We start from the raw sequence: 25,399 nt of genomic DNA on the forward strand, positions 1-25,399 counted from the left end.
TTATTAGCTCTTTTTCAGGTTCATCCTGAATAGGGTGTTAGCTTTAATTTCCTGAGTAAATCTGTCTCTCTCTTCCGAACTCATGGCACCATAAACTTTCTCCAGTTGGTTTGTATCTGACAAGGCAAATACCATTTTCGACATAATGGTTGTTTTGCCGGCCCCCGTATCTCCGACAGGAACGGTATGACCAGACGTTTCCGGGAGCGGATTACTTTTCTCCATTTTCTGCCTAGCCATTGTTGTTCCCCTCTGACATGGCACCAGGTGAAAACTGGTGGGGATCTAATTTCCCGAGTTGTTTCAGCATCTGGTCAGTACTGAAGCCGTTCAGGGATGCACCTGCCTGCTGAGGTTGTTGCGGCTGCTGTTCCTGATTTTGTTCCTGCTGCTTACCGTTTTTCTCTGCATCCAGTTCTTCAATCGTTTTCAACTGGAATCCATCCTGGAACACAACGGTCACCTCATTACCGGCACCAATTGGAATGACAGGGTGATACTGTTCTGCACGTTTGATGTAATACTCACTCAGTGTCTGCGCTGCTTTAGATGCACCTCCTCCAACGCCCATTTTGAGCACATCACCGGCTCCAACGGATGCCGTCGCACCAATTCCAACAGAAGGTTGTGCCGCACGTTCCATCCCTTGACCAATACCATCAACAAAACCAGCTCCCCACGCCCAGCCGAGGATTTTTCCGTTACGCATCACGACTTCACCTTTCACACCGTTTTTCCCCATAAAGGAAACGTGGCCTGAAATTGGCTGATCGATAGTCTTATCACCTTTGATGCAGCTGATATTTCGGGTACGGACAATCGCGCGCTCACTTGAAACGTCACCATATGCTTCGAGGCCAACAAAACAGCCAGTCAGGTCATAAGTTTTGCTGTTAGGCATTTCCACACGGCCGACCAGACGGACCTGCATCGGAACCGTAGATTCATTACCGGTGACAGAGGCATTCGCATCCGCACCTTCAATCAGAATGCTTTTCGCAAAACTACCTGAAGGAATGTACGGCAGTGTTTTTGCCTTCTTACCTTTGTCATAACTGAATGTACGTCGTTGGATCTGGTTAGGGGCCGGTACAGGTTGATAACTGACCTGTGGCGCCGGTGTAGTCCCGTTACCCGGATAGAATGACGTGGGTGGTGGAACAGCACCTGCAGGTTGCGGCGGGAAATTCGCCGGTTGCGGCTCACCCTCCGGTCCCGGTGCAGGGATCGGTGGTTTCGGAACAGGCTCACCACTGGTCGTGGTCGGCTTCACACCCAGCTTGTTTAACTGGTCCTGCATTGCCTGGTTTTCCGTAGTGAGTTGCTCAATACGCTTCTGATCTTCACCGCGACCTTTATTCAACAGGTTCACTTCGTTCTGAAGTGCATCAAAACGCTTTGTCAGATCAGCTGCTGTCGCCTGCATTTCAGTTGTCGCATGTTGCTGAACTTTGGTATCGAAACGACTGTCCACTACCCCCGTCATGTCCGGCGCGGGTTCGTTCTGCGTCTGGGCGGCATCATCGGAACCAACCTCGAGATCAGAGAGATACATACCGCCACCGATAATGGCGACAGCAGATACGGCGATGACACCCAGCCACATAAACTGTTTGTTCTTGACCAGCTTATTAATGTTGGCCATCAGCGATCTCCCTCTGCTGTGGTGACCCAGACCTGCAGGCGTCCGCCACTCAACAGGGGACCCGCTGTCCCGCTGATCATGATGGCGCGCGTACCTGGCTGCCAGAAATCACTTTCTTTGACCATACGTGGAGAAAGCGACACGTTATCCACGGCATAACGAACCACTTTCAGGTGATGCCCTGTCCACACTTTTTCTGCCTTTGCACTCAGCCCTGCTGGAACGGTTAAGGTTTCCGACGTGACAGGAACGGGCTGGTACCCTTCAGGCATTCCACCCTGACGAACGGCACGATTTAGTGATACCAGGAGGCTTTCATACGGTGAAGACTCTTCCCAGGACTTCGCCGGGCCGGGAGTACCGGCCAGTTCGGAGACCAGCTGAATAGTCCGGCCTGCCCCCGCGCGCGGAACGGCACGAATTGAGAAATTCAGTCCGCGTTCTGTCTCAACAATGAAAGTGAATGGTTTTTTACTGACGGTTGCCAGGATGGCTCCGCCACTGTCTGTCTGCTCCTGGTTCGTCAGACCGCCATCCAGACTGTTAATGGCGGTGATGCGATCGCCCGGAACCATAAACAGATTAGGATCCGTGTTGCTGACCGCGATGTTTGCCTGACCACCATTTGTCAGTGGTACCACTGTGGGTGCAAGCGTTCCGCTTACCGTGGCAGACATTGCCGGTGTCATCAGACAAAGGCTCAGACAGGCGGATACACACAGGGGTTTAACGATTTTCATCAGTCACCTCTCCAAAACGTGTCAGCCAGCTGATCCCATCTAAACGGTTAAACTGAATAACATAATGTTTAATTTCTGAATAAGGCCTGGAATCCCCAATCCAGGTCTTCAGCTCCCCTCGAATTTCAACACGGTTTTCTACCGGGTAGGCACGGACAAACGTCCAGTAAAAACTGGAATTAACGTTATTGTCCTTAATCCGTTTTGCATCCTCAGCAAGCTGAATTTTCAGGTTGTTCTGCGATGCCGGATACACATACTTCAGCAGCTGTTCGTGTTGAGCATCCACGGTTTCAGGGGTGACATTCAGGCGCAATGAAACAAAACTCAGGCCCATCTGTTCCAGATAGGATGCATCAGACTGGTTCTGTGATACCGCGAAAGGGGCGTTATATAACATGGGCGTCACCGCAACCTTTTGCTCATTTTGCAGGCGGTAGTTATTGATGCCCTGAATAACATTGGTGGCCAGGCTCAGTACTGTGACGGTACCGAGACAGATAAACCCCAGACCAATGACACGGGTGGTACTGAGACGAGCGCCGTGTTCCATGTTAGTTACTCCGTACTATTATTTAATCCACTGCCGGAAACAGGAGTCCGGGACATCATGGAAAATCCCTTTAAGAAGGGACGTAGGCAGATACCAGTAAATCAAATCGCGTAACCAGGCACTGCCCCGCCCTTTTTTCAGTTTTTTGATGCCCAGGAAAACCAGAATTGCCGCTACCAGACCGAACAAAAACTTACTGGTCCAGAAACCCCAGCCGAGACAGATTACGGCCGGGATTAGTTCATCGAGATACAGACCGAACCAACGGGACTGGTTCGTCAATGTTTCCGGGAAACGGTACTTTTTGAGTTCGTCCCCGGTCATCATTCACGCCCTCTTAGTAACCAGCGACCGACATTCCGACGGTGACAAAAACCGACAGAATGGCGAAGCCAGCCAGGAACTTAACGTTTTTGGTCATCATGTACATGATGCCGCCAACGATAACTTCCGCCAGGATCACCCACTTGACGACACTTGACCCTTTACCAAATGTGGCTTTAACCGTACCGTCACCTGACTTCATCAGATCGGTACCGGTGGTGGTGGCCATCGCTACTTCAGGGAAAGCTGCCGCAAGAACAGCAACAGGGAGAACGGCTTTTGCCGCCTTCAGCATTTTGGCCTTGCTGAAGAGACGGGTACGCAGAGAAGGCTTAACACCCTTACTCATTTCAGCACTCTGAATGGATAATGCTGTAGTCATGTAAAAATCCTTCTTTAATAACGAGTGGTATTACATCTGCCGGAGAACGACAGACAGGGGAAAATCTGCCGCAGGAAAATTAATATCCAGCAACAGACATGCCGACGGTAACGAATACCGACAGGATGGCAAAACCGGCCAGGAACTTAACGTTTTTGGTCATCATGTACATGATGCCGCCGACAATAACCTCAGCCAGAATCACCCATTTCACGACACTGGAACCTGAACCAAAAGTTGCTTTTACAGTGCCATCACCGGTCTTCATTAAATCCGTACCGGTAGTAGTGGCCAGTGCTGCTTGTGGGAATACAGCAGCCAGAACGGCAAGCGGCAAAATTCCTTTAGCAGCTTTCAGCACATTCTTTTTATTAAAGATGCGCGAAAGAACAGACTTTTTGTTTTCAACAGCTACAGAGCTACCCTGCACAGTTAATACAGTATTCATGTTTATACCCAATGAATAAAATGGATTTAAATATCAGACATAACCTGTTTAGAACAGTCCATTGATTTTAAGAAAGTTTTATTGTGCTTTTTTTCCCTCCACAGTTTCAGAATTATAGAAGTCTGGAAACCTCTCTAAATGGTCTCTAAGACGCATGTAAGCTTCTGCAGTCTTACTTCTTGAACTTCTGTCTTTTGCTTTTATTAAAAGACGATTTGTATCTTCATCAAGACGAAGAAGCACATGAAGCCCTGGTGCTGGTCTTGAGTTACTCCTAACCGCTCTTGCCAATCATGCCTCCCATAGAAATATTAATATCACATAATAAATCTTTACATTACGAACGACTAAAGTAAACAAATAATCCAGGGAATGTGAGTAAATTATTTTTACATTCCCTTACCGGAAATGTCCCTATCACTTTAACAAATCATTAACACAAGGCTTTAATATATCCATGATATTCATTGCCAGCCTGTAATAACTTACAGAATAAAATAACGAGAGTATAAGGTTATCCCTGCTATCGAAAGCAAATTCTTTATTAAAATCACTCACAACATTTCTTGATGTTTTTTCTGATACGCCAGTGATAGCAGAAATTTTTGAATGTGTTAAACCTATGGCATACAAATTGAGTATTTTCCATTTATCATCCTTTCTTGAAGACAAACTAGAGATATACTTTTCAATTTTTCTCCCCACGTCAGCAAAAGGGTTAGAAATAAATCCAACATCGTAGGTTTCCCTGACAAAGACCCATTTACTGTAGAACTCATTATTAACTGATAGGCTTTCTATAAAAACATCCCATACGTAGCCATCGATGCGAACATCTCTAACAATGCAAGCAGAACGTTCTGATAAAACATTAATCTCTGACTTTACCAACTCCATACCTGTTTCAAGTGGAAGAGAGGAAAACCATGAGTCAACATCGGTACGTGTTAAGAAAACCTTGTCAAAAAGTGGGCTGGTGTGAATTAACTCACCACGGGCATTACGAATAAATGACAGGGAAGATGAAATGTTAAGCATCTCACCTAAAGAATGAATGGAATCCGTTTGACTGACAAACGTATTTTGACTACGATCCTTCGCACACATAGGCGCCTCCACTAAAGGACACTATGGATAGTTGGCGTCTGGGGGGGCAAACCCCAGGCGCTAACGCTTCAACAAATTTTAATCACTGCACTAATTCCATTTTATAACTCCTGACTCTCCGTGTCACTTCCAGCGCCTAGATCATTATTCTTTTTTATTAACTTTAGACAGGCACAAATACTAAAGTTAATTAGTCTCTATACAGAGACTGGAACAATCTTATTCCTCCTCATCCTGTGATGGGAAAAATCTTTCCACAACCTCTCTGGCATCGTCTCGTATATTCATAACCATTGATTTGAAATCAAAACGATCATCGCCATTTATATGTGGGCTAAGAGAGTCCATCGCCAGTACTTTCGAAATAGTAAACTGAGTTTTCATAACATTCTCAAGCAATACTTTATTGAACTCCTTCTGATTAAATCCGGACTCCTTCCGTTCCATCTGGGCTTCATAAACCCTAAGACCAAGTTCAAGGAGCATTGTGGCCACACTGGAAAAACTAATATCTTTTTCCTTCGCACCCTCAGCTCTTCTCTTTTCAACTATGGCATTGATTTTATCGACTACCTCATCACTGGGATATGCCTGAACCCTAGCCATATGAACTCCTTTCTTAATATGGTGACAAGAACAATATTCGCCACAACGATATCGTGATCATTCAATTAAAACAACTCTAAACTTAAGTCTAGAGTTCAAGCAACTTGCAATACAACTCACTCAACAACTTAAGTCCCGACTTAAGTCTGGTTAACCCACTGATTTTTAATAGACGAGTTGTAGGCGAGTTTTATATGACTCATACAAAACTCACCGAAAAGTCTTTGACGACTTGCATATATATAACAATATATAACACAGCATAATATAACTAACCATAAGCAACTGAAACCAAAGAACAATCTGCAAAATTTTAATTTTGCGTGGGGTGTGGTGATTTTGTGGTGAGGAGTGCATATTAGTTGAGTCTTAGCCTGGGATGGGTTAACGTATTTCCGGAAATTGGCCTCGGAGGGAAAAGCATGAAGGGAATGGCGCTGGCGATCACACTTTTATTATTTTCGGATATTACTTCTGCTTCAGACTGTTTTGACATGGCTGGAAGGGATTACAAAATTGATCCTGATTTACTACGCGCAATTTCCTGGCAGGAGTCGCATTTCAAAATTGACGCGATCGGCCGCAATCCTGTCTCAGGTTATGGGTCAGGTCTTATGCAAATTGATTCACAACATTTCAACGAACTGTCGCGGTATGGAATTAAACCCGATCACCTTCTCACCGATGCATGCATGAATATCTATACCGGAGCTTATTATCTTGCGCAGGCGTTCAATAAGTGGGGTGTTTCATGGGTAGCAGTGGGGGCTTACAATGCCGGGTTCAGAAAGACACCACGTCAGGCAGCCAGGCGCTATGAGTATGCAAAAAGGATCCACCGTTACTACTCAGCAATAAAAGCGAGTAAACAGCAAAGGGCTAATGAGCAGAAAACAGCGATGAACTAAAAAGCCTTCTCGCAAGAGAAGGCTTTTATTTTTCAAAAATCTACAGATTCAATACCTGGGTAATAATCTGCATCACTGTCGAAATGGAAAAGAAGATACCCTCTTTCCTGATTCATCCGAATGAGATTTTTACGCAATAGTCTTGATACGCCACCTCTCTTTAGCGCCAGAATATGCCGTTTAAAATCATACATTCTGATTACACAACCATACGGTGTATCGTGAATCCACTCATTATAACCATCGTAAGAATGGTTATTAGATGAGAGCACCTGAAGTACCCTGATGTCACTTTCTTCCATATGACTAATACTGATACATACGCCGGAAAACTCGAACATATAGATTCTGCCTGTGTTATCAGATGAGATAACCCGGGTAAAACTCACCCGGGCTCTATTGCTATTTACCCTTTAAACGCCCGGAACTGTTCAGCAATAAGCCACAATGCTTTATTCAGTTTTACGTCGCCATCGATTCCCTGTACGGGTCGTGTTGTCGTTCTCTTTCCTTTCTGGGTGCGACCAGGCAATCCACCTTTTATCATATTTTCCTGAACACGTTGATATGTTGTCCAGATATCATCCTGTTTATCTTCATAACGACGTGGGTGAATGATTTGTTCAATACTCACAGGCGCTTTAGTTTCGTCATCATACTTATATGTCAGAGCAGCCAGGCCAAAAAGTCGTTGCTCTTCTTTTGTTAAGGTAATGGATTTCATCACATCAACACTTTCCGCGACTTTATCAAAAATACCAAGAACCTCATAAGCACCTTCGATAACCTGCCCGACAACGTCACCTTTATGAGGCACGCGGATTTCTCCGAAGGATGTTCCGCATACAAGACCATTGGTACACACAAAACGAAACATCCCTGGGATCATTTGGTAGCTTGATGACCCATCATGAGAGTTAAGCAGAATAATTTCGGGTACTTCTTTTCCTTTGCTTCCGCCTTCCCGGCGTAAACGTACCATGTGTTTTGTATGTCCCCGTTTATCCTCGTCCCTTACTCTTGACTGACAAGCAAAGAACGGTTGAAAACCTTCATCCCTTAATTTATCCAGCAATGTGATTGTTGGGATATAGGTGTAACGTTCACTACGGGAGTTGTGTTTTTCTTCAGAAAAAATAGAAGGCACGACCTGGATCAGTTCATCGTTTGTTAACGGACGTTCCTGGCGAATTGAATTAGTACGACCAAAACGAGAAGCCAAACGCATAATAATCTCCTTATCTATTTTCAGTTACTGTTTAATAAAAAAGTGCCAAAAAATAACTTCTGGTGATTTGGCATTAACGATTTCCAGCTTTTAAAACCATCACCCGTTGAGTTGCCGGGGCCGCGGTTTTGACGTTTTGCGGGGACCTGCTGAACCTGCCCCCTGGTTGTTACCTTCACCCGTTTGAGAGCCGTTCGCCGCAAGGGCGTAAACGAGCACGGCCCGACGCAGATGTCCGGGGTGAGCGGGAAATTTTTTTCGGTCTAATGAAGCGCAGCGGAATGGCCGGGAAAAATTTATTGCGAAAGGCAGAGCCGTCCCTGGACAGCCAGGCGGGTTGTGCTTGTCTCAGCCCCGGCGAAAGGACTCAAATGGGTGATACGGCACCAGGGCGGATATGAGCAGGAACCCGCCGCAACGACGGAACGCGCGGGCGCGAAACGGCGTTGCCCTTCAGAGTGACGGCAGCTGTATCGCCGGCACGGTGAAAGCGGCGTGGCCGGAACGGCCGCAGCAAGCGCGCCGTTGACCTCAGCCATCAGACCCTAGCCGTATGGCCCGAAACCCGAAGGGGTTCGGCGGAGCCCGGCAGGTGCGCAGCAGCTGCCCTGGCGGAGTGGGGCTCGACGACTGAGCAGCGCAGCTGATCAGGAGCCGAAGGGGGCCAGATGTTATTAACAGACAGGAAAAAGGGGCTACCGGCGAACCGGTAACCCCTTCATAAAGGCGCTTCAGGCATGTCAAACCAACTCAGCCCTGAAAAGGCGGGGCTTCCCGACCCTGTACACGATTCTGTGTAAATGCCTTTTCTCAGAAGTGACCGTCCAGGCGGTCACCGAACTCGATAATAAAGCGGCTCATTGCCATACGCCAGTCCCTCAGCGGCATCGTCCATTTCTGTGAGGCCGCCTGGATTGCCAGCCACACCACCTTTTTCACCGCGTCGTCCGTCGGGAACACCTTACGCTTTTTGATAGCATGCCGGATCACGCTGTTCAGTGATTCTATGGCGTTGGTGGTGTAGATGACTTTGCGGATGTCTGCCGGGTAAGCGAAGAACGTCGCCAGGTTGGCCCAGTTTGCCTGCCAGCTTCGGCTTATCTGCGGATAGCGGCTGTCCCAGGCTGCGGCGAACGCTTCCAGCGCCTGCTGGCCTGCTTCTTCCGTCGGTGCCTGGTAAATCGCTTTCAGGTCGCGGGTGACGGCTTTGTAGTCCTTCCAGGAGACGAACCGCAGGCTGTTGCGCACCATATGCACGATGCACAGCTGGATGCGGGCCTCCGGATACACCGCGTTGATGGCGTCCGGGAAACCTTTCAGGCCGTCAACGCAGGCAATGAGGATATCGTTCAGGCCACGATTCTTCAATTCTGTCAGCACATTCAGCCAGAACTTCGCCCCTTCATTTTCGGCCAGCCACATCCCCAGCAACTCTTTCTGGCCTTCGATATTAATGCCCAGCGCCAGGAACACTGATTTATTGATGACACGACTATCCTGTCGGACTTTCAGGACGATACAGTCAAGATAAACAATGGGATAGACTGCATCCAGCGGACGATTTTGCCATTCGACAACCTGCTCCATGACCGCATCGGTGACCTTTGAGACCAGCGCGGGTGAGACATCCGCGTCATACAACTCTTTGAACGCGGCGGCGATCTCGCGTGTGGTCATCCCTTTGGCATACAACGATAAAATCTGGTTATCCATGCCGGTAATGCGGGTCTGGTTTTTCTTCACCAGTTGGGGTTCGAAGGAGCCATCACGATCGCGTGGGGTACGTAGTTCCAGAGGGCCATCGCCGGTGGTAACGGTCTTTGTGGAATAGCCGTTACGGGAATTAGCCCCCAGTTTGGGCTGATTTTTATCGTAGCCCAGATGGTGGGACATTTCGGCGTTGAGAGCCGCCTCAACGCTGATTTTCTTCAGCAGGCGATCGAACTGGTTGAGATCGTCAGGGGTTTTGAGATTTTTGGCCAGTTCGTTAGCCAGAGCCTGCAACTGTTTTTCGTCCATAAATTAACCTGCTTTTGATGTTGGATTGAACATATCAAAATCAGGCAATTACACAAATTTATGTACAGACTCGGCTTCCCCCGCCTCCAGGTTGCTACTTACCGTTGGATTCGTAAGCCAGAATTGCAGCGACCTCCCGTTGTCCGTCCTTCAGGCGAATTTCGCAAAGCGATTTTCGCGTCAGGTAAGTGAATATCAGCAGTGTGAGACACACTATCAGTACGCACCAGATAACGGTACTTCGCGGCAGTTTCACGGTTTACTCCTCCTGTGTAAGTTCACACAGATATTGCAATTGCCTCAGAACACTAAAGGAGGGATTGCCAGATGTTGATGCAGCATATCGGTGTCGGCTATTTTGGGTATTACCGAGCAACTGCTTATGCGATGAAACACTCTCTTATGCCCGAGATTGCGAAGTTAAGAATGAAGGCTCTGAACTTCTGGGATAAGCACGGGATCCGTGCCGCAACTGATGCTTTTGACGTATCAACGCGAACACTCTACTGGTGGCGCCGGTTACTGCGCACCGGTGGTCCAGAAGCACTAATTCCAAGAAGCAAAGCCCCTCTGGTTCGCCGTTCAAGGCACTGGCATCCTGATGTACTCAAGGAGATCAGGCGTCTGAGAACTGAGTTACCCAATCTCGGCAAAGAGCAGATTTTTGTCAGGCTGAAACCATGGTGTGAAGCGCGGCATTTTACCTGTCCCAGCACGTCAACCATTGGAAGAATCATTGCTGGTGCTCACGATAAAATGCGGATGATCCCCGTACGCCTCAGCGCCAGGGGCAAAGCCCGGTTGATAAAAAAACGCTCAGTGAAGCCCAGAAGACCAAAACAATACCGCCCGGTAAAAACAGGCGAACTCATAGGGATGGACGCGATTGAACTCAGGATGGGGGACCTACGCCGCTATATCATTACCATGATCGACGAGCACAGCGACTATGCGCTGGCCCTGGCGGTCCCTTCACTCAACAGCGATATTACCAGCCATTTCTTCAGCAAGGCCACAAAGCTCTTTCCTGTCGCTATCAGACAAGTTGTCACTGACAACGGTAAGGAGTTCCTCGGTAACTTTGATAAAACGCTACAGGAAGCCTCGATTAAACACATCTGGACCTATCCGTACACACCGAAAATGAATGCGACCTGTGAGCGATTTAACCGGACACTTAGAGAACAATTTATTGAATTCAATGAATTGTTGCTTTTTGAGGACCTGAATTTGTTTAATCAAAGAATGGCTGAATATCTGGTGCTGTATAACAGCAAAAGGCCACATAAATCACTCGAACTGATGACGCCAGTGGACTATATTTTACGTGAGAGTAAAAATTGCAATATGTGGTGGACCCATACAAGCAGAAGTGTCACCATCGGTGCGAAACAGAGATGTCATGCTTTGGTTCAGAGAATGCGTTTGACCGCCTCGCTATATACTTCCGAGCGTTCTCTTTTCCCAACAGAAATCACGAAAACGACAACTTTCTCGTCTATAACCTGGTATACAAGGCGATAGCCTGAAGACCGGAGCTTAATCTTGTAACAATCAGGCATACCACGGAGCTTGTTTGCTTCAATCCGGGGTGACTCAAGTACTTCAACCAGCTTCTTTTTCAACTGTTCACGTACCGTCGAGCCCAGCTTTCGCCATTCCTTTAGTGCCCGCTCGTCAAAATCCAGAAAATACGCCATCAGAGTTCATCCAGCGTCACACGTACTGGCTTAGGATTACAAAGTCGTTCTTTCACTATCTCCACAAGTTCAGCATCTTCATCACTCAGGAGTGTCTGTTTGAACGGCAAGCGTTCATTGTCAGCGATATACTCGAGCATGAGACGAAGCGCTTCAGAAGGAGTTACGCCCATTTTTTCAAGCGCGGCGTAAGAACGCGCTTTAAGTTCATCGTCAATACGTAGGTTAATGCTACCCATGTCTTACACCCCTTGTAATTACAAATGTCATTACAAGTATCGCACTACAACATGCTTAGGGCAAGTCACGAAGTAAGTCAGAAAGTAGTCGTAAGAACGGTGATCACTGTCCGCTTTGTGCCAGAAGTGGACGGCAGGATTTGTTGAACATTTCAGACAAAACCAAACTCAAAACAACTATTGAAATCAAGCCAGCATAGCGGATACATTACGCACGTTGTTACTTTGTATCATCAGGATGCCGTTAACTGTGTTTATCAGCCGTGAAGTCATTTCCAGAATCGTGCTTATCATCATGGCTGTTGCCGTGCTGAGCAGTTCGTTTATGGCAAAGCCACAGGCTGCATACAGCGTTCAGGAAACAACGTCCATCAGTGACCATCAACACGACAGCGATGAACCACTGAATGAGCACGATCCATTGTTGTTTCACTCCCACGGTAGCGTGCATCACCTCAATGCCGATCATTCCCACGATCTGAATAAACTCTTTGCTCTGCCTACTCTGCACGCATGGAATCCGGGCATGCGGGTGATATATGCGTTGAGTTCAGAACAAATACTGCAAATGCCGCAGTCCACCCCCGAACGCCCTCCGAGAATCCTGTCTGCGTAATAACTTCTGCTAATTCGTTATTATTCAACATGTAAGGATTTTTATGTATACCAGCCTTGATACACAAGGCCGGTTGAGCGCTCGCCTGCTTTCAGCTCAGGCGCGTTCGGCTTGTCTGTTTTTCCTGTTGTTACTGCTTTTCTACAGCCAGGGCGCGTATGCGCACGGCGTGGCGGAAGGCGACAAAGGGTACATCCAGGAAATCACCGGGGTGAACATCATCCCGTTTATCTACCTTGGCGCGAAGCACATGGTGACCGGTTACGATCATCTGCTGTTTCTGTTCGGGGTGATTTTCTTTCTCTACAAAATGCGTGATATCGGGCTGTACGTTAGCCTGTTCGCTATCGGGCATTCAACGACGCTGCTCATCGGCACCTTCTTTGATATCAGCGTCAGTGCTTACCTTATTGACGCCATTATCGGGCTGTCCGTGGTCTATAAAGCGCTTGATAACCTCGGGGCATTCCAGCGCTGGTTTGGCGTTCAGCCCAACACGAAGCTTGCGACGCTCATCTTTGGATTCTTCCACGGTTTTGGTCTGGCAACCAAAATCCAGGAATTCGAAATCTCTCCCGATGGCCTGTTTGTCAACCTGATTGCCTTCAACATTGGCGTTGAGATCGGCCAGCTGCTCGCGCTGAGCGCCATCCTGATCGTTATGAGCTACTGGCGGCAAACGGCGAGCTTTTTCCGACACGCTTATACCGCCAATGTGGTGATGATGAGCGCGGGATTTCTGTTAATGAGTTACCAGCTTTGTGGCTACATTTTAGCCTGAGGGAGACAAAACAATGTACAACACTGATTTACCAACACGCGCAGAATTACCTTCTGCCATCAAACTGATGCAGTCCACTATCCTCGCCGCCATCGTGGCGCTGACGCTGCTGATCACCGTCGTCATGCCTTCGGAATACGGCATTGATCCTACTGGCGTGGGTCGTTTACTGGGGCTTAAGCAGATGGGAGAAATCAAAACGCAGCTTGCCGAAGAAGCTGATGCCGATAATCAGGCCAGCGCTGTTCAGCAAGGACAGCTGGCTGCGCCAGTTAATGAGCGACCGATCCCGGATAATCCTCCGGCAATAACGCAGAACACCTACCCGGAGCTGAGCGTTCCGGCGACCACGCGCGCGCCGGAAGTACCATCGGCTGGCTCGCAACGTCATCAGATGCTCATCACCCTGAAGCCTAACGAAGCTGCTGAAGTTAAACTGGAAATGCGCAAAGATGCCCGCGTGACCTATCAGTGGACAAGTTCCGGACCGGTAAACGTGGATGCGCACGGCGATCCGGTCAACGCCCCGAAAGGCTTCTACCATGGCTATGGTAAAGCCCGGCAGATCACATCCGGAGACGGCGTTTTACAGGCCGCGTTCGAGGGTAAACATGGCTGGTTCTGGCGAAATCGTGGTTCTGAGACCATCACGATCCAGCTTGATACAACCGGCGACTACCTGAACATCAAACGGGTTATCTGATAAATCAGGGGCAGGATAACCTGCCCCTTTTCACACAGCTGACAGCCCGGTCAGGCGGAGTATCAGCCCGGCGAGAGCCGCCATGGCAATAACGTGCGTAACCTTCCATTTTAATCTGAAAAGCGCAAACGCAGCGGCGACAGCAATCAGGGCGGCAGGGATATCGATCCCTCCCTTTGCGCCTTCCGGCCATACGGTATGCCAGATAAAAAACAGCCCCAGATTAACAATGACGCCCACTACGGCCGCTGTGATGGCGGTTAAAGGTGCCGTGAAACCCGCCTTGTTGTGGGTCGTTTCGATAAACGGCCCGCCTGCCAGCACGAAAATGAAGGACGGGAGAAAGGTAAACCAGGTCACCATGCAGGCGGCAACGGCGCCGCCGACAAACAGCATATCCGCGCCAAAAACGGCATGGGTATACCCGCCCACAAATCCGACAAACGTGACCACCATAATCAGCGGGCCGGGCGTGGTTTCTCCCAGCGCCAGCCCGTCCATCATCTGCCCGGCAGTCAGTCAGCCAAAATTGACGACAGCACCCTGATAAACGTATGGCAGGACGGCGTAGGCCCCACCGAAGGTAAGGAGCGCAGCCTTGGTAAAGAACCAGCCCATCTGCGTCACCGGATGCGCCCAGCCCAGCCCCAGCGTCAGCACCGTCATGGGAATAAGCCAGAGCAGTGCACCCGCTGCCACAATCCTTAACAGTTTCGCCCAGCTGAACAGGGCATGCGCCGGTACGGGCGTATGATCGTCAATAACCGCAGCATCAACGGCGGCTTTCTCCTGTTTGTTATGCCCGCTGCCGCTGTGAAATTTTTCCGGCGCGATGCGTCCGCCGATAAAGCCAGTTATCGCTGCTGAAATAACGATGACGGGAAAAGGAACGTTCAGGGCGAAAACGGCCACAAAAGCCGCAGCAGCTATGGCCCAGTGGGCACCGTGTTTCAGCGCACGGGAGCCGATGCGATGCGCCGCCTGCAGCACGATTGCCGCCACGGCGGGTTTAATGCCGTAAAAGATACCGGCAATAATGGCAACGTCTCCCCAGGCGATATAGATCCACGACAACGCGATAAGAATAAAAAGTGAGGGAAGGATAAATAACAAACCCGCTATCACTCCGCCCAAGGTCCTGTGCATCAGCCAGCCAATGTAGGTGGCAAGTTGCTGAGCTTCCGGACCGGGCAGCACCATACAGAAATTGAGTGCGTGGAGAAAACGGGACTCGGAAATCCAGCGCCGGTTCTCGACCAGTTCCTGATGCATGATCGCAATCTGTCCGGCAGGACCGCCAAAGCTGATAAAACCCAGCTTCATCCAGAACCAGAACGCCTCCTTCAGGGGGACCGGCTTGGGCTTAACGTTTTCCTCTGCCAGCGTCAGCAACTCCGTTTTGTTCATCATGGCCGGACCTCATTTCAAACGTCGTTAACAGACCGTCAAACAGCGAACAGGCCGCTGTGAGTAATGTGTCATCATCCGTAATGCTTTCACGCAATCCTGCCAGTACACTTTCAACGCCAGCGGCTTCGGGGGGCTGAACCCCGCCAACATCAAGGTAATGCACAAGCATCCCCAGACCATTCAGGGCATCCCCCGTCAGCCCGAAGCGGACCATCAGCACTTCAAAGGTCACACGATTGTCGATGTGGCTGAAGGTCGCGCCATCAAAATCAAACCCCACCGCCTCTTCCGGGCAATCGTTGCCATCCTTAAGCCAGAGAAACTGCGCATCCTGGTCGATAAAACGCCGTATAAGCCAGGCGCTGGCAAGCCTGTCAATCCATGGCCGGCGACGCGTAGCCCAGATCCTGTTATGAAAATCCTCAGGCTTCAGCCGTGTCAGCAAGCCACTGACGGCATGAGGCTCTCCGGGAGAGATGAACCTGTTAATGCCAGCTTCCAGTTCTGACAAGGCAAAAATGGCCTGCGCCTGCGCTTCACCAGGAAAGAAATCAATCGCCACAATCCGATCCAGCTCGCGACGAAGTTTTCTTACCATCTTCAGTTGGCTGACCGCGGTTTCCTCATTAAGGTCGTTTTTACAAACCTGAAGGCTCTCCATCAGGATCAGGTACTGCTGAGAGCGATCGAATAACGGGCGAATTTTCTCTTCGTCGGAAGTCTCTGCGTCAAAAACAAAGGCCGTTCCTCCCTCACCGCTGATTTCACGACTCATCTCGTTAAAAATCTCATGGCTCTGTTGCGCTTCAGGCAACAGATAAACGCCGTCGCGCAGCATGGCGGCACCGGTATTTTTTAATGCCCGCCAGACACGCATACGTAATGTGGCCTGCTCAGTGGGCAGTGTCAGAATAAGGATATGTAGTTTCATAGTGTAGAGATTAATACATATGGTAGAGATTGCTACATATTTTCAGTCTTTCTAACCGTACATATCGCTATCTTTTTATGGTGCTCATAATTGCTCTTATCGGTACCGGTCTTGCTACCGTTGCACTGGGCCTGCTGGCGGGCGACAGGGCAGGGGGAGTCGGGAACGGCGCTGGCAATGAAGATGCTTGCTTATATTCTGGTCGCCCCGGTCGCTGATGCATTATGCGGGCCTTTTTATTCATATCGCCAATACAAGACTTTACATTCCAGCCCTTACATCCTCCCCGGGGGGATGCTAATCTTTTTATACCGTTGTCATTGTCTATTGAGGAAAGCAATCAGCGATGTACCCGATGTTTAAACGTTCGCCCCGTTATGTTCTGATGATCGTCATCATGGCCATTGGCATGATGATGTCGTCGATGGTGACGTTTGCGTCGCACGGTACAAACGGCCTGACAGGCTACGAGATGAATCTGCATGACGCAGAAGTCACCATGTCAATGCAGGATCACTCTCACGATTCGGATATCCCTCAGTCTGGCCACGCAGGCCATCATCAGACAGACCATTTCCATGAAACCCCTGAGCAGCCGCCCTCTGTAGAGATTTCCCTCTCTCCTGTAACAGACAGATGGTTGCCGCTTGCCGATCTTCGTAGCCCGGTTAAGGCCACGGACATCATTTACCGTCCTCCCAGCATCCGCCAGATCTGATCGCTGTTACCGGCAGTTTTTGCTGCCCGGCTTTAATCAACTTCAGATTTAGCGGAGAGGCTATGTATAAAGACTCTATCCAGGCGCGTCGAGAGATTGCGCGTAATTTCACTGCACTCAATTATCGTGTTGATCCCCTGCACTGGCAGACGCTCTGCATGGGCGTTAATCGCGACCTTCAGGCCAAAAAAATGCGTCCGAATGTCCCGGTTCCTTCACGGCGTAAAGTCATTCCGTTCCTGAAAATGATGCATCAGGAAACGGGCTCGATGCTCAAAGCGATCCTTGCCTTTGGCTTTGATGGCCCCTGGACATCCAGCGGCGGTTCATTTCGCCTGGCGCGAGAAATTGGGTTCGACATCGCCCACTATGCGAAAAACATTCACCACAAAAACGGGAAAGTCACCTTCCTGGAAATTGGTGCCGCCTGGGCGGGTTTTCGCGCTGAGGAATGTGCCGGCCATCAGGCGACGATTTCCGGGCTTTCCGGGGAGTTCAGGGAGCAACTTGGGGAAAGCGTATTCCTGCACTTCACTAATCTCACACCGTGGCATGCATCGCTGCCAAAAGGCGTGACTGAGCATCCTTACGTGACAGCAGCCGGGCTGGGAGCGCTGGAAAACAGAGGTGTTCAGGCAGGTGAGGTCGATATTATCTACTCCCAGGCAGCGGCCTATTTCGAACAGGATTACACGGCTTTCCTTCGCAGCGCTGCACGCCTGCTGAAAGAGGATGGCGTCCTGATCTTCAACCATGACCCTGTTCTGGCGAGCGCGATGGATGAAGTCGCCTGGGAGCACGGACTGCGGCTGGTCAGACGTAAGCAAATGGGAGGAATGAATGGCGCGATTGCCCGTTATCACCGGCTTCGTTCGTCCCCGGTAAGTCAGATGGTCTTCCCCGGCGTAAAGCGGGCAGAGGATGAAGAAGTGGTCTGTGAATCACTGGTTATGTCGGCGCTTCGTCGCAACGTAGAGGTGTAACGCCCGATATGTTGACGCGCAGACATTTTCTCACCACCACAGGAGCGTTGCTGATGACAACATTACTGCCGGGGGAAACCCTGGCAGCCTCTCTGGCTGAAAAAGTCAGTGAAACATGGCAAAAAATAAACACCCGCCGCAATCAACAAGAGGCGATAACGCCGGGCTGGGTTTTGCAGTCGCTCGGGCTTAAACCTGGCTCAACTGAACTGCGAAGAGCCATTTTTGAGCTGGTCAGGCGGATACCCTATCAGCTCGGTGCATGGAATGGCGAAAGCATGAGTCTGTTTCAGCAGGGCTTTGGCGACTGCCGTCATAAAGCCGCTGCTGCCGAACGACTGCTGACCGATGGTGGCATTACGGCAAAGCGAAAGCTGGTGCGGTTTGACTGGGCTGATTTGCCTGTACCTGCGGATATTCTGGCAATTTTGCCGCAAACACAGGGATTTCATGACACTGTGGCTTTTGAGCTACAGGGCAAAACATACCTGTTTGATGCCACCTGGGATATGGCCTTGCGCGGAGCGGGTTTCCCGGTGATGCCTTCCTGGGATGGCAACTCTGATACCTGGCCGGTGACTTCCCGGATGTCGACGCAGCAAACCGTACTAATGCCGCAGCCAGGGCAGGACATTTACAGCACTAACCAGATGAGCTGGCCGCAGCGCGAGAAAACCATGGCGTTTAATCAGGCACTGAATAACTGGCTGGAGGTCATTCGGGCTAACCGTGATGACTGGTGCACCATTATCCATAGTGATATTGAAGCCACCCGGTTGAGCCTGAAAACCTGTCTGGGACAACTGAGTTAATTCCCTTCTCGTCAGGAGGGGCTGCGCAGGGAAGCGGCGATAACACCTTCGACACTTTTTATGCTGCTTCAGGTATAACGCTGGGATACCTGAAGCTTTTTTATTTAACATCCAAGATAACAGACGAATCAGTATCCTCCTCACCCGGATAAAGCTTGTCATTTTTTTCAGGTCCCTCTATGCTTTGAATATCCCCCTGGGGGGGATGTGATTTCAAACCAAGAGATTTCCTGATGCTCAACATTCTTTCTAATCGTACCTATCGCCACCTGTTTATGGCACAGGTTATCGCCCTTATTGGCACCGGTCTGGCGACCGTTGCGTTAGGGTTACTGGCCTACGATCTCGCAGGTGACAGAGCCGGGGCAGTGCTGGGTACCGCGCTGGCTATCAAAATGAGCGCCTATATTCTTGTTGCGCCCGTGGCGGCGGCTTTTGCCGATAAATTCCCGCGTCGCACCATGCTGGTAACACTGGACCTGGTTCGCGCTCTCGTGGCTATCACGCTGCCTTTTGTCACCCAGATATGGGAAATCTACATCCTGATCTTCATTCTTCAGGCTGCCTCGGCGGCGTTTACGCCTACTTTCCAGGCAACTATCCCGGATATTCTTCCTGACGAACGTGAATATACCCGGGCGCTGTCTCTGTCACGTCTGGCCTACGATCTTGAAAGCGTCATCAGCCCTATGCTGGCGGCTGCACTGCTGACGGTCATGAGTTTCCACAACCTGTTTGCCGGTACGGCAGTCGGGTTCCTTGCTTCAGCAGCTCTGGTTGTTTCCGTGACACTGCCGAAGATGAAAGCGTTAACGGTCAAACGCAGCATCTATGACAAAACTACACGAGGTATGCGCATCTTCCTGAAAACGCCCAGACTGCGCGGCCTGCTGGCACTCAACATGGCCGTAGCGGCAGCGAGTGCAATGGTTATCGTCAACACCGTCGTTCTGGTTCAGGCGGACTTTGGTTTCTCACAGCGGTCTACCGCTATTGCGCTGGCCTTCTTCGGCGTGGGGTCCATGGTATCGGCCCTGGTTCTCCCCAGACTCCTCGACAACATGAGCGACCGTATGCCGATGCTTGCAGGTACGGCGCTTTTAGTCATTGGCCTGGGGTCAGGCATTTTCCTGAAGGATTACATCACGCTGGTTGTGCTCTGGGCACTGCTGGGGGTGGGCTATTCACTTTCTCAGACACCGGGTGGTCGCCTGCTGCGCCGTTCGTCAACAGCGGAAGACAGACCGGCGCTGTTTGCCGCCCAGTTTGCACTGTCACATTCATGCTGGCTGGTGACTTATCCGCTGGCCGGATGGGTTGGTGCGGCATGGGGGACACAGGCTTCATTCATCGCCCTGACTGTTGTGGCAACATTGTCGCTGGTCACCGCCGTACTTATCTGGCGTCCTGAGCATGAAGTGTACGCTCAGGTTCACAGCCACAAAGACCCGGAAACAAACAACGAATCGACCCATGAGCATGATTTCGTCATTGACGATGAACATCCGTCCTGGCCGAAGAAAGAGAAGTAATTTCCCAAAAAAAGACAACGTATCAGGAGAGGATAAGCCGATAAAAAGTGTGACCATGGCGTTGATACACATTATCTTATCCCTTCCACCTGGAGAGGATAAACCATGACCGTTCATGCATCACACCCTGACATTATTAAAAGACTTAAACGTGCCGCAGGGCACCTGAAAAGTACCATCCAGATGCTCGAAGATGAGAAAGCATGTCTGGATATCGCCCAGCAACTGCACGCTGTGGAAAAGGCGATAACGAATGCGAAGCGTACCTTAATTCATGACCATCTGGATCACTGCCTGGAGGATGCCCTTCATGCTGACCACACGGAGTCTGATAAGACGCTTAGCGAATTTAAAGAGATAACTAAATATCTTTAAGGCAAGCGAAACATGACTGATTTTTCCACTCTTTTACAGCAAGGCGTGGCCAATGCCTGGCTGTTCATCCCCAGCGCTATTTTGCTCGGTGCGCTTCACGGACTGGAGCCAGGGCATTCCAAAACGATGATGGCCGCCTTTATTGTGGCCATCCGGGGAACGGTCAAGCAAGCGGTATTACTGGGGCTTGCCGCGACAATTTCTCATACGTCTGTTGTCTGGCTCATTGCGTTCGGCGGAATGTATATCAGTCAGAAATTCACTGCTGAATCAGCCGAACCCTGGTTTCAGCTGATTTCCGCCGTCATCATTCTCGGTACGGCGGCATGGATGTTCTGGCGAACCTGGCGCGGCGAAAAGCTGTGGAAGATGGAGCAGGAAGAGGAACACAGCCACGGTCATCACGATCATGACGAAACCCGCATCATCGATACGGGCCATGGCAGCGTTGAACTCTCGATTTTCGAAGAAGGACAACCCCCTCACTGGCGTTTACGCTCGCTCAGCGGCAAGAAATGGGAAGCTCGCGACATTTCTCTGGTGACCAACCGTGGTCCAGGGACATTTTCACAGGTATTTGATTTCGTCGAAAAAGACGGGTTTATGGAATCGGCCCTGGCGATCCCGGAGCCACACAGCTTTGATGTTCGCCTGTCTTTAGGCCATCGCGGCCATGTGCATGATTATGATGTGGAATTCCGTGAACATGAACACGACCACGATCATTCCTCGCTGGAAGGTCTGGATGTTAATTCTCGCGAATATCAGGATGCTCACGAAAAAGCGCATGCGAACGACATCAAAAAACGTTTTGCGAATCGCAGCGTAACCACCGGACAAATAATCCTGTTCGGCCTGACCGGCGGCCTTATTCCTTGCCCGGCAGCCATTACCGTTTTGCTGCTCTGCATCCAGGTGAAGGAATTTACGCTCGGTGCCGCGCTGGTACTGTGTTTCAGCATCGGTTTAGCGATCACGCTGGTTTCAGTGGGCGCAGCGGCGGCTTTCAGCGTTCGTCAGGCAACCAAACGCTGGAGTGGCCTGGATACGCTGGCGCGGCGGGCTCCATACTTCTCAAGCGTACTGATTGCACTTGTCGGCATTTACATGGGCTATCACGGCTGGATCGGCGTAACGAGCTGATTTTCTCCTGTATGAATCTCACGCCTGAACCCACCAACCGGTGGGTTTTATATTTCTGAAGCCCATCATATTTTTATCCCCCTGCCGGGGATAGGAATTGAGCTTTTATAGCCGCTCATTTATCATCGACAATATCCCCCATGGGGGATGTAAAATTATAAATGGAATCTGCTATGCAAAAACAATATTTCAGTCAGTTCGTCACCGGAGTGTTACTCACTTCGTTCATCGCCATTCCTGCTCTGGCAGCGCAAGGTGGCTTCTCCGCAGAGAAAGAGCCTGTCGTCACTGAGCACATGTATGCCGGTCATAAAGTTCAGCAGGAGAATAGTCAAAGCCGGATTCAGATCGTATCGTCAATGCACGAAGGGGCGTGGATCACACTGGAAGGCAATGTTGTCAGCCAGCAGCAGGACGAGTGGTATACGTTCCGCGACCCAACCGGTACCATCAAAGTCCGCATCCCGCAGAAAGTCTGGAACGGGCAGCACTTCGATGCTCAGGACCTGGTACGGGTCAGTGGACCGGTAAGCCATGAAAATGATGGTTCAATTTTATATGTTGCAGTTATCAGCAAACCCTAAAACACAATTCTGACGGGCTATGTTTTTTTATATATATAGTTCGTCAACCAAACGTCCGCTTCTCGCTCTTAGCGGACATTAGCATAGGCTATTTACCATAACGCCGCATTACGCGTACCGCTCAGACGGCCTGAGCGCGTTTCTGACGTGTCCCCGTTAAAAACAGTAACAAACCACCCGAAAATGCACGCCAGAAACGCTACGTAAGAATCTATCCTATGACTGGATATGCACTCAACTGAATAACGCCTGGTTTCAGTCCATTTTATCGGGATCAGCCTTCTTTCTGGGTAATTTAGGGGGCTTCACTTGCTGATTACTTTGCGTTCGGCGCGTAAGCCAGGGATGGTCAGCTTTAGGTTTTACGTAGAATTTTGAGCGTAAATCAAAACGGGCATTATCCACACGTTCATGGACACTTTTTTCATCATCCAGTGGTATAGGCTCCGGGCCATCAACATATTTTTCCCATCCCAACGCTTTCCCATCATACAGAACCTTAATTTCACCGTTAAAGCTTTCGCATACCGTGACAACCGAATGCCGAAGTCGATATCCCCGGCCTTCACTGCGAATCTGAAACGCACTGCTTTTGTACTGGAAAGTGAGATTTTTGGAGAGAACGCGCTTCGCCTGGAGGCTGAAGATATAACCCAGTTCCTCTTCAGAATGGTGTACATCAAGATGGGCGTTATCAGCAATACGAGGCGGCGTAGCAAACCGGTTGTTATAGGCTTCAATAAAGGTCGGCAACCATGCGTTTGCTGTTTCAATATCACTGATACCCTGAAGCCGCATTTCTTTGACCAGCCTGTCCTGCAGTGTCTGATTGGCACGCTCTACCCGCCCTTTTGCCTGCGGGCTGTTGGCATGGATTGGCTCGATGCCCAGTGTCTTTATCGCACGTGTGAACTGAGTCAACTCTCCTTCCCGCTCCGGGTTATTTACTCTGAATATACTGTGTCTGTCAGAATAGAGAGCCAGTGGTACGCCATGATCATTAAGGTAACCCCGGAGGGTTTCCATGTAAGCCCGGGTTGTTTCTGCAGGAGCGAATCGTAGCGCCATCAGAGCGCTGGTAGCATCATCGATAAAGACTATCAGTGTGCATTTGGGGCCCCGACCTTCAAACCAGTCATGAGGCGAGCCATCAATCTGGATGAGTTCACCGTAGGATGGGCGCCGCATCCGGCGCTGATAAATTCGGGCAAACTTACGACGACGTTCGCGCCATATGCCCTCCTCTACCATCCACTTCCTGAGAGTTTCAATGGATAAACACAAGCCGTGTATCTCGCGCAATTTTTCGCACGCAAGCGTAGGTCCAAAATCAGCGTAGCGGCCTTTGAGGAGTGAAATTACTGTTGCTCTGAATTCGGTAGAAAAGGAATTATTGGGACGCTTTCCACGTCGGCGGGAAACTAGACCAGAAGGCCCTTCATTTCTATACCGTTGCACCAGACGTTTAACCTGCCGAATAGAAATGCCAATGCGTGCCGCAGCTTGTTCCTGAGTAATATGGCGATTAAGTGACTCCTGAATAATGTGAAGTCGGTCGAGTTCCTTATGACTCATCGTAACAGTCTCTTTGATCATGAAAAATCCCCCAGAGAATTGTCTGGGGACATTTTAGAATGGTTCAAAGGGGACATTACAGCTTGGTGTTAACAGGACCCATACAACTCCTTGCCTTGCGGCATCTAAGAGGCTATCCTGATGTTGTCTAGGCATACAGGTGGCCTCGTGGTGTACTGACCCCAAAAAGTTGGACAGAATAAACGAGGCTTGACGATAAGAGTTCGCAGAAATGCGAGCTCTTTTTTGTTTTTAGGTGTGGATGAATTAACGTTTAAGTAGTCGAATTATCCATATTATTCACTACCTACACTACTGTTCACTCATTTTCAATGCTGTTGTAGGGCTTGCTCGCAAAACCTTTGGGAATCACTGAAAAGGCTAGAAATATGATCTATGCCTATCATTGTAGCCAAGGACATATCGATTTGCTCGTTATGTCCTCTGTCGGATCGCATTACTTTTATAGTCATCTAACCCATTATTTCAACAGGATTTTCAACCATATTTTCGACCAAGGTTTCCACTGCGGCATAAAGGTCTACGTCTGCTTCGGGTGCATGAATCGATACAACCAGACTGTATTTAGCTTCAGAATCAAATCGTTGCAAAGCGCCTCTGGTTCTCCACCAACCTTGTGCAGGATAAACAGCCAAATAACCACAACTAGCAAGCTCTGCTGCTGCCCCCCGCCATATATCCTGATGCAACGACCCTTTATGTCGTTGAGTAGCACCTAATGACCAGTTATCATCGTTACCGGTAGTCCCATGCTCACTCTCTTCAGACTCAGCTGCTGCATTGATGCGAGTTTTAAATTCGTCTAAAGATTCTGTTTGTCTTTTCATCGCAAAGCGTAGACGGTGGGATGGGTAATGATATCTTGATGAACTCCCCCGTGCTGAAGGGTTAGGTTCGATGAAATAAGACAATGTAACCCTGAGCTCTACCTGCGTATCCTGTAACTCCTGGAGCTGTTCCAGTGGCCAAGGTAGCGCATGTAAATTCAAGTCACGAGTTTTAATACCGTCGCGAGTCTTACGATAGGGGCACAAGCTGTCTTCAGCTACCAGTGTCAGACTATTTTTCACACTCCAGAGCGCACGTTCAACATCTGGTGAGCCCCAGCCGCAATGGCGTATAAGCTGTGCGAAGCCACTTTTATTGCGAGCAGGATACATACGCAACATAGCAGGTGTCCATTGCGCAGAGTGTGTGATCAGAGCACGGATCGTTTCTGGGCGATACTCAGGATATTGTGCCATTAACCTTGCAGCCATTCTGGCACACAGCGCAGAAGCTGCACTAGTTGCATTAGTTGTCCAAAATTGGCGGTG

30 protein-coding genes and 6 pseudogenes are annotated in these 25,399 nt (G+C 49.7%); 15 read left to right on the forward strand and 21 right to left on the reverse strand.

Features of this window, described 5'->3' with window-relative positions:
- Positions 1-3: 3 nt before the first annotated feature.
- From ACLHV9_RS26125 to traM, 10 genes are all read right to left on the reverse strand, one after another.
- Positions 4-240, reverse strand: a complete 237-nt coding sequence (locus ACLHV9_RS26125; RefSeq protein ID WP_001568098.1) for a hypothetical protein — start codon at positions 238-240, stop codon at positions 4-6.
- Complete coding sequence (traB, locus tag ACLHV9_RS26130) at positions 233-1,645, reverse strand: F-type conjugal transfer pilus assembly protein TraB (RefSeq protein WP_001568100.1); 1,413 nt, start codon at positions 1,643-1,645, stop codon at positions 233-235. The genes ACLHV9_RS26125 and traB overlap by 8 nt, the downstream gene beginning before the upstream one ends.
- Complete coding sequence (gene traK, locus ACLHV9_RS26135; protein WP_001568101.1) at positions 1,645-2,385, reverse strand: type-F conjugative transfer system secretin TraK; 741 nt, start codon at positions 2,383-2,385, stop codon at positions 1,645-1,647. The genes traB and traK overlap by 1 nt, the downstream gene beginning before the upstream one ends.
- Positions 2,372-2,938 (reverse strand): type IV conjugative transfer system protein TraE, encoded by a 567-nt coding sequence (gene traE / locus ACLHV9_RS26140; RefSeq protein ID WP_001568102.1) that lies wholly within the window; start codon positions 2,936-2,938, stop codon positions 2,372-2,374. Before traE ends, traK begins: the two co-directional genes overlap by 14 nt.
- 18 nt (positions 2,939-2,956) lie before the next feature.
- Positions 2,957-3,262, reverse strand: a complete 306-nt coding sequence (gene traL, locus ACLHV9_RS26145) for a type IV conjugative transfer system protein TraL (protein ID WP_024191986.1) — start codon at positions 3,260-3,262, stop codon at positions 2,957-2,959.
- A gap of 13 nt (positions 3,263-3,275) precedes the next feature.
- Positions 3,276-3,644, reverse strand: coding sequence for a type IV conjugative transfer system pilin TraA (gene traA, locus ACLHV9_RS26150; RefSeq protein WP_001568104.1), 369 nt, complete (start codon positions 3,642-3,644; stop codon positions 3,276-3,278).
- Between the two features lie 79 nt (positions 3,645-3,723).
- The gene (gene traA, locus ACLHV9_RS26155; protein ID WP_001568105.1) at positions 3,724-4,092 is read right to left on the reverse strand and encodes a type IV conjugative transfer system pilin TraA; all 369 of its coding nucleotides are present in this window, start codon (positions 4,090-4,092) and stop codon (positions 3,724-3,726) included.
- A gap of 78 nt (positions 4,093-4,170) precedes the next feature.
- Entirely contained in the window at positions 4,171-4,335 is a 165-nt protein-coding gene (locus tag ACLHV9_RS26160) for a TraY domain-containing protein (protein WP_071594636.1), read from the reverse strand.
- Positions 4,336-4,509: 174 nt separating this feature from the next.
- Entirely contained in the window at positions 4,510-5,199 is a 690-nt protein-coding gene (locus ACLHV9_RS26165; protein WP_001568106.1) for a helix-turn-helix domain-containing protein, read from the reverse strand.
- A 219-nt stretch (positions 5,200-5,418) separates the two neighbouring features.
- Positions 5,419-5,805 (reverse strand): conjugal transfer relaxosome DNA-binding protein TraM, encoded by a 387-nt coding sequence (traM, locus tag ACLHV9_RS26170; protein WP_001568107.1) that lies wholly within the window; start codon positions 5,803-5,805, stop codon positions 5,419-5,421.
- Positions 5,806-6,227: 422 nt separating this feature from the next.
- Between traM and ACLHV9_RS26175 the strand changes: the two genes are divergently transcribed.
- Positions 6,228-6,713, forward strand: a complete 486-nt coding sequence (locus tag ACLHV9_RS26175; RefSeq protein WP_032629900.1) for a transglycosylase SLT domain-containing protein — start codon at positions 6,228-6,230, stop codon at positions 6,711-6,713.
- A gap of 32 nt (positions 6,714-6,745) precedes the next feature.
- On the opposite strand, the gene ACLHV9_RS26180 is transcribed toward ACLHV9_RS26175, so the two are convergent.
- Both ACLHV9_RS26180 and ACLHV9_RS26185 read right to left on the reverse strand, forming a co-directional pair.
- On the reverse strand, positions 6,746-7,054 hold the full coding sequence (locus tag ACLHV9_RS26180) for a DUF5983 family protein (RefSeq protein WP_023332865.1): 309 nt from the start codon (positions 7,052-7,054) through the stop codon (positions 6,746-6,748).
- A 65-nt stretch (positions 7,055-7,119) separates the two neighbouring features.
- Positions 7,120-7,941: a DUF932 domain-containing protein gene (locus tag ACLHV9_RS26185; RefSeq protein ID WP_023332864.1), complete on the reverse strand. Its 822-nt coding sequence runs from the start codon at positions 7,939-7,941 to the stop codon at positions 7,120-7,122.
- A 397-nt stretch (positions 7,942-8,338) separates the two neighbouring features.
- Between ACLHV9_RS26185 and ACLHV9_RS26190 the strand changes: the two genes are divergently transcribed.
- Positions 8,339-8,470 carry a hypothetical protein gene (locus ACLHV9_RS26190; RefSeq protein WP_255344245.1) on the forward strand — a complete coding sequence of 44 codons (132 nt, stop codon included), beginning with the start codon at positions 8,339-8,341 and terminating at the stop codon, positions 8,468-8,470.
- Between the two features lie 281 nt (positions 8,471-8,751).
- Here ACLHV9_RS26190 and ACLHV9_RS26195 read toward each other — a convergent pair whose 3' ends face one another.
- The 3 genes and pseudogenes from ACLHV9_RS26195 to ACLHV9_RS26205 form a co-directional block, all read right to left on the reverse strand.
- Positions 8,752-9,960, reverse strand: coding sequence for an IS256 family transposase (locus tag ACLHV9_RS26195; protein ID WP_015386429.1), 1,209 nt, complete (start codon positions 9,958-9,960; stop codon positions 8,752-8,754).
- Positions 9,961-10,054: 94 nt separating this feature from the next.
- A pseudogene (locus ACLHV9_RS26200) lies at positions 10,055-10,153 on the reverse strand (Hok/Gef family protein); the annotation flags it as partial.
- Positions 10,125-10,187, reverse strand: a pseudogene (locus tag ACLHV9_RS26205) (hypothetical protein); the annotation flags it as partial. The pseudogenes ACLHV9_RS26200 and ACLHV9_RS26205, both read right to left, overlap by 29 nt.
- Positions 10,188-10,287: 100 nt before the next feature.
- On the opposite strand from ACLHV9_RS26205, the pseudogene ACLHV9_RS26210 reads away from it, so the two are divergent.
- Positions 10,288-11,322: pseudogene (locus tag ACLHV9_RS26210) on the forward strand (IS481 family transposase); the annotation flags it as partial.
- Between the two features lie 50 nt (positions 11,323-11,372).
- Here the strand turns inward: ACLHV9_RS26210 and relE are convergent.
- On the reverse strand, positions 11,373-11,660 hold the full coding sequence (gene relE / locus ACLHV9_RS26215; protein WP_000323025.1) for a type II toxin-antitoxin system mRNA interferase RelE: 288 nt from the start codon (positions 11,658-11,660) through the stop codon (positions 11,373-11,375).
- Entirely contained in the window at positions 11,660-11,899 is a 240-nt protein-coding gene (gene relB / locus ACLHV9_RS26220) for a type II toxin-antitoxin system antitoxin RelB (RefSeq protein WP_004196370.1), read from the reverse strand. Before relB ends, relE begins: the two co-directional genes overlap by 1 nt.
- 24 nt (positions 11,900-11,923) lie before the next feature.
- Here relB and ydfV point away from each other — a divergent pair.
- The 4 genes and pseudogenes from ydfV to ACLHV9_RS26240 all read left to right on the forward strand — a co-directional run.
- Positions 11,924-12,022 (forward strand): annotated as a pseudogene (ydfV, locus tag ACLHV9_RS26225) (protein YdfV); the annotation flags it as partial.
- 127 nt (positions 12,023-12,149) lie between these two features.
- Positions 12,150-12,515, forward strand: a complete 366-nt coding sequence (locus tag ACLHV9_RS26230; RefSeq protein WP_009651956.1) for a hypothetical protein — start codon at positions 12,150-12,152, stop codon at positions 12,513-12,515.
- Positions 12,516-12,558: 43 nt separating this feature from the next.
- A complete protein-coding gene (locus tag ACLHV9_RS26235) occupies positions 12,559-13,296 on the forward strand; it encodes a HupE/UreJ family protein (RefSeq protein ID WP_008460272.1) in 738 nt (245 codons plus the stop codon).
- Positions 13,297-13,309: 13 nt separating this feature from the next.
- Positions 13,310-13,999: a hypothetical protein gene (locus tag ACLHV9_RS26240; RefSeq protein ID WP_004196322.1), complete on the forward strand. Its 690-nt coding sequence runs from the start codon at positions 13,310-13,312 to the stop codon at positions 13,997-13,999.
- A gap of 30 nt (positions 14,000-14,029) precedes the next feature.
- Here the strand turns inward: ACLHV9_RS26240 and chrA are convergent.
- Positions 14,030-15,406, reverse strand: a pseudogene (chrA, locus tag ACLHV9_RS26245) (chromate efflux transporter).
- Complete coding sequence (locus tag ACLHV9_RS26250; RefSeq protein ID WP_004196334.1) at positions 15,363-16,340, reverse strand: chromate resistance protein ChrB domain-containing protein; 978 nt, start codon at positions 16,338-16,340, stop codon at positions 15,363-15,365. The pseudogene chrA and the gene ACLHV9_RS26250 overlap by 44 nt, the downstream one beginning before the upstream one ends.
- A gap of 77 nt (positions 16,341-16,417) precedes the next feature.
- Between ACLHV9_RS26250 and ACLHV9_RS26255 the strand changes: the two are divergent.
- From ACLHV9_RS26255 to ACLHV9_RS26290, 8 genes and pseudogenes are all read left to right on the forward strand, one after another.
- Positions 16,418-16,562: pseudogene (locus tag ACLHV9_RS26255) on the forward strand (MFS transporter); the annotation flags it as partial.
- A 124-nt stretch (positions 16,563-16,686) separates the two neighbouring features.
- Positions 16,687-17,058 (forward strand): hypothetical protein, encoded by a 372-nt coding sequence (locus ACLHV9_RS26260; protein ID WP_004196359.1) that lies wholly within the window; start codon positions 16,687-16,689, stop codon positions 17,056-17,058.
- A 62-nt stretch (positions 17,059-17,120) separates the two neighbouring features.
- Positions 17,121-18,041, forward strand: coding sequence for a methyltransferase domain-containing protein (locus tag ACLHV9_RS26265; protein WP_004196315.1), 921 nt, complete (start codon positions 17,121-17,123; stop codon positions 18,039-18,041).
- 53 nt (positions 18,042-18,094) lie between these two features.
- On the forward strand, positions 18,095-18,853 hold the full coding sequence (locus ACLHV9_RS26270; RefSeq protein WP_004196325.1) for a hypothetical protein: 759 nt from the start codon (positions 18,095-18,097) through the stop codon (positions 18,851-18,853).
- Positions 18,854-19,086: 233 nt separating this feature from the next.
- Entirely contained in the window at positions 19,087-20,385 is a 1,299-nt protein-coding gene (gene nirA / locus ACLHV9_RS26275; RefSeq protein ID WP_004196314.1) for an MFS transporter, read from the forward strand.
- A gap of 105 nt (positions 20,386-20,490) precedes the next feature.
- Positions 20,491-20,760 carry a nickel-sensing transcriptional repressor NcrB gene (locus ACLHV9_RS26280; RefSeq protein ID WP_004196355.1) on the forward strand — a complete coding sequence of 90 codons (270 nt, stop codon included), beginning with the start codon at positions 20,491-20,493 and terminating at the stop codon, positions 20,758-20,760.
- A gap of 12 nt (positions 20,761-20,772) precedes the next feature.
- Positions 20,773-21,903 carry a Ni(II)/Co(II) efflux transporter permease subunit NcrC gene (locus ACLHV9_RS26285; RefSeq protein ID WP_004196366.1) on the forward strand — a complete coding sequence of 377 codons (1,131 nt, stop codon included), beginning with the start codon at positions 20,773-20,775 and terminating at the stop codon, positions 21,901-21,903.
- 161 nt (positions 21,904-22,064) lie between these two features.
- On the forward strand, positions 22,065-22,487 hold the full coding sequence (locus ACLHV9_RS26290) for a nickel resistance OB fold protein NcrY (RefSeq protein ID WP_032072095.1): 423 nt from the start codon (positions 22,065-22,067) through the stop codon (positions 22,485-22,487).
- A 255-nt stretch (positions 22,488-22,742) separates the two neighbouring features.
- On the opposite strand, the gene ACLHV9_RS26295 is transcribed toward ACLHV9_RS26290, so the two are convergent.
- Both ACLHV9_RS26295 and ACLHV9_RS26300 read right to left on the reverse strand, forming a co-directional pair.
- Positions 22,743-24,083 carry an ISNCY family transposase gene (locus ACLHV9_RS26295; RefSeq protein ID WP_000589001.1) on the reverse strand — a complete coding sequence of 447 codons (1,341 nt, stop codon included), beginning with the start codon at positions 24,081-24,083 and terminating at the stop codon, positions 22,743-22,745.
- A 452-nt stretch (positions 24,084-24,535) separates the two neighbouring features.
- On the reverse strand, positions 24,536-25,399 hold an 864-nt coding region (locus ACLHV9_RS26300; protein ID WP_410397578.1), incomplete at its 5' end, for a S8 family serine peptidase.

It is taken from the genome of Enterobacter sp. CPE_E890, from assembly GCF_046521475.1.
In the GTDB taxonomy this organism is placed as follows: Bacteria; Pseudomonadota; Gammaproteobacteria; order Enterobacterales; family Enterobacteriaceae; genus Enterobacter; species Enterobacter adelaidei.

What these genes read in the sequence shown, in the direction of transcription:
- ACLHV9_RS26185 (WP_023332864.1), bottom strand. Translation starts at nt 7,941, where the DNA reads ATGCGTTTGGCTTCTCGTTTTGGTCGTACTAATTCAATTCGCCAGGAA.
- ACLHV9_RS26190 (WP_255344245.1), top strand. Translation starts at nt 8,339, where the DNA reads ATGAGCAGGAACCCGCCGCAACGACGGAACGCGCGGGCGCGAAACGGC.
- ACLHV9_RS26265 (WP_004196315.1), top strand. Translation starts at nt 17,121, where the DNA reads ATGTATAAAGACTCTATCCAGGCGCGTCGAGAGATTGCGCGTAATTTC.
- ACLHV9_RS26270 (WP_004196325.1), top strand. Translation starts at nt 18,095, where the DNA reads ATGACAACATTACTGCCGGGGGAAACCCTGGCAGCCTCTCTGGCTGAA.
- relB (WP_004196370.1), bottom strand. Translation starts at nt 11,899, where the DNA reads ATGGGTAGCATTAACCTACGTATTGACGATGAACTTAAAGCGCGTTCT.
- ACLHV9_RS26285 (WP_004196366.1), top strand. Translation starts at nt 20,773, where the DNA reads ATGACTGATTTTTCCACTCTTTTACAGCAAGGCGTGGCCAATGCCTGG.
- nirA (WP_004196314.1), top strand. Translation starts at nt 19,087, where the DNA reads ATGCTCAACATTCTTTCTAATCGTACCTATCGCCACCTGTTTATGGCA.
- traK (WP_001568101.1), bottom strand. Translation starts at nt 2,385, where the DNA reads ATGAAAATCGTTAAACCCCTGTGTGTATCCGCCTGTCTGAGCCTTTGT.
- traA (WP_001568105.1), bottom strand. Translation starts at nt 4,092, where the DNA reads ATGAATACTGTATTAACTGTGCAGGGTAGCTCTGTAGCTGTTGAAAAC.
- relE (WP_000323025.1), bottom strand. Translation starts at nt 11,660, where the DNA reads ATGGCGTATTTTCTGGATTTTGACGAGCGGGCACTAAAGGAATGGCGA.
- ACLHV9_RS26290 (WP_032072095.1), top strand. Translation starts at nt 22,065, where the DNA reads ATGGAATCTGCTATGCAAAAACAATATTTCAGTCAGTTCGTCACCGGA.
- ACLHV9_RS26125 (WP_001568098.1), bottom strand. Translation starts at nt 240, where the DNA reads ATGGCTAGGCAGAAAATGGAGAAAAGTAATCCGCTCCCGGAAACGTCT.
- traA (WP_001568104.1), bottom strand. Translation starts at nt 3,644, where the DNA reads ATGACTACAGCATTATCCATTCAGAGTGCTGAAATGAGTAAGGGTGTT.
- ACLHV9_RS26195 (WP_015386429.1), bottom strand. Translation starts at nt 9,960, where the DNA reads ATGGACGAAAAACAGTTGCAGGCTCTGGCTAACGAACTGGCCAAAAAT.
- ACLHV9_RS26260 (WP_004196359.1), top strand. Translation starts at nt 16,687, where the DNA reads ATGTACCCGATGTTTAAACGTTCGCCCCGTTATGTTCTGATGATCGTC.
- ACLHV9_RS26240 (WP_004196322.1), top strand. Translation starts at nt 13,310, where the DNA reads ATGTACAACACTGATTTACCAACACGCGCAGAATTACCTTCTGCCATC.
- traE (WP_001568102.1), bottom strand. Translation starts at nt 2,938, where the DNA reads ATGGAACACGGCGCTCGTCTCAGTACCACCCGTGTCATTGGTCTGGGG.
- ACLHV9_RS26180 (WP_023332865.1), bottom strand. Translation starts at nt 7,054, where the DNA reads ATGTTCGAGTTTTCCGGCGTATGTATCAGTATTAGTCATATGGAAGAA.
- ACLHV9_RS26165 (WP_001568106.1), bottom strand. Translation starts at nt 5,199, where the DNA reads ATGTGTGCGAAGGATCGTAGTCAAAATACGTTTGTCAGTCAAACGGAT.
- ACLHV9_RS26280 (WP_004196355.1), top strand. Translation starts at nt 20,491, where the DNA reads ATGACCGTTCATGCATCACACCCTGACATTATTAAAAGACTTAAACGT.
- traM (WP_001568107.1), bottom strand. Translation starts at nt 5,805, where the DNA reads ATGGCTAGGGTTCAGGCATATCCCAGTGATGAGGTAGTCGATAAAATC.
- ACLHV9_RS26250 (WP_004196334.1), bottom strand. Translation starts at nt 16,340, where the DNA reads ATGAAACTACATATCCTTATTCTGACACTGCCCACTGAGCAGGCCACA.
- ACLHV9_RS26295 (WP_000589001.1), bottom strand. Translation starts at nt 24,083, where the DNA reads ATGATCAAAGAGACTGTTACGATGAGTCATAAGGAACTCGACCGACTT.
- traL (WP_024191986.1), bottom strand. Translation starts at nt 3,262, where the DNA reads ATGACCGGGGACGAACTCAAAAAGTACCGTTTCCCGGAAACATTGACG.
- ACLHV9_RS26175 (WP_032629900.1), top strand. Translation starts at nt 6,228, where the DNA reads ATGAAGGGAATGGCGCTGGCGATCACACTTTTATTATTTTCGGATATT.
- traB (WP_001568100.1), bottom strand. Translation starts at nt 1,645, where the DNA reads ATGGCCAACATTAATAAGCTGGTCAAGAACAAACAGTTTATGTGGCTG.
- ACLHV9_RS26235 (WP_008460272.1), top strand. Translation starts at nt 12,559, where the DNA reads ATGTATACCAGCCTTGATACACAAGGCCGGTTGAGCGCTCGCCTGCTT.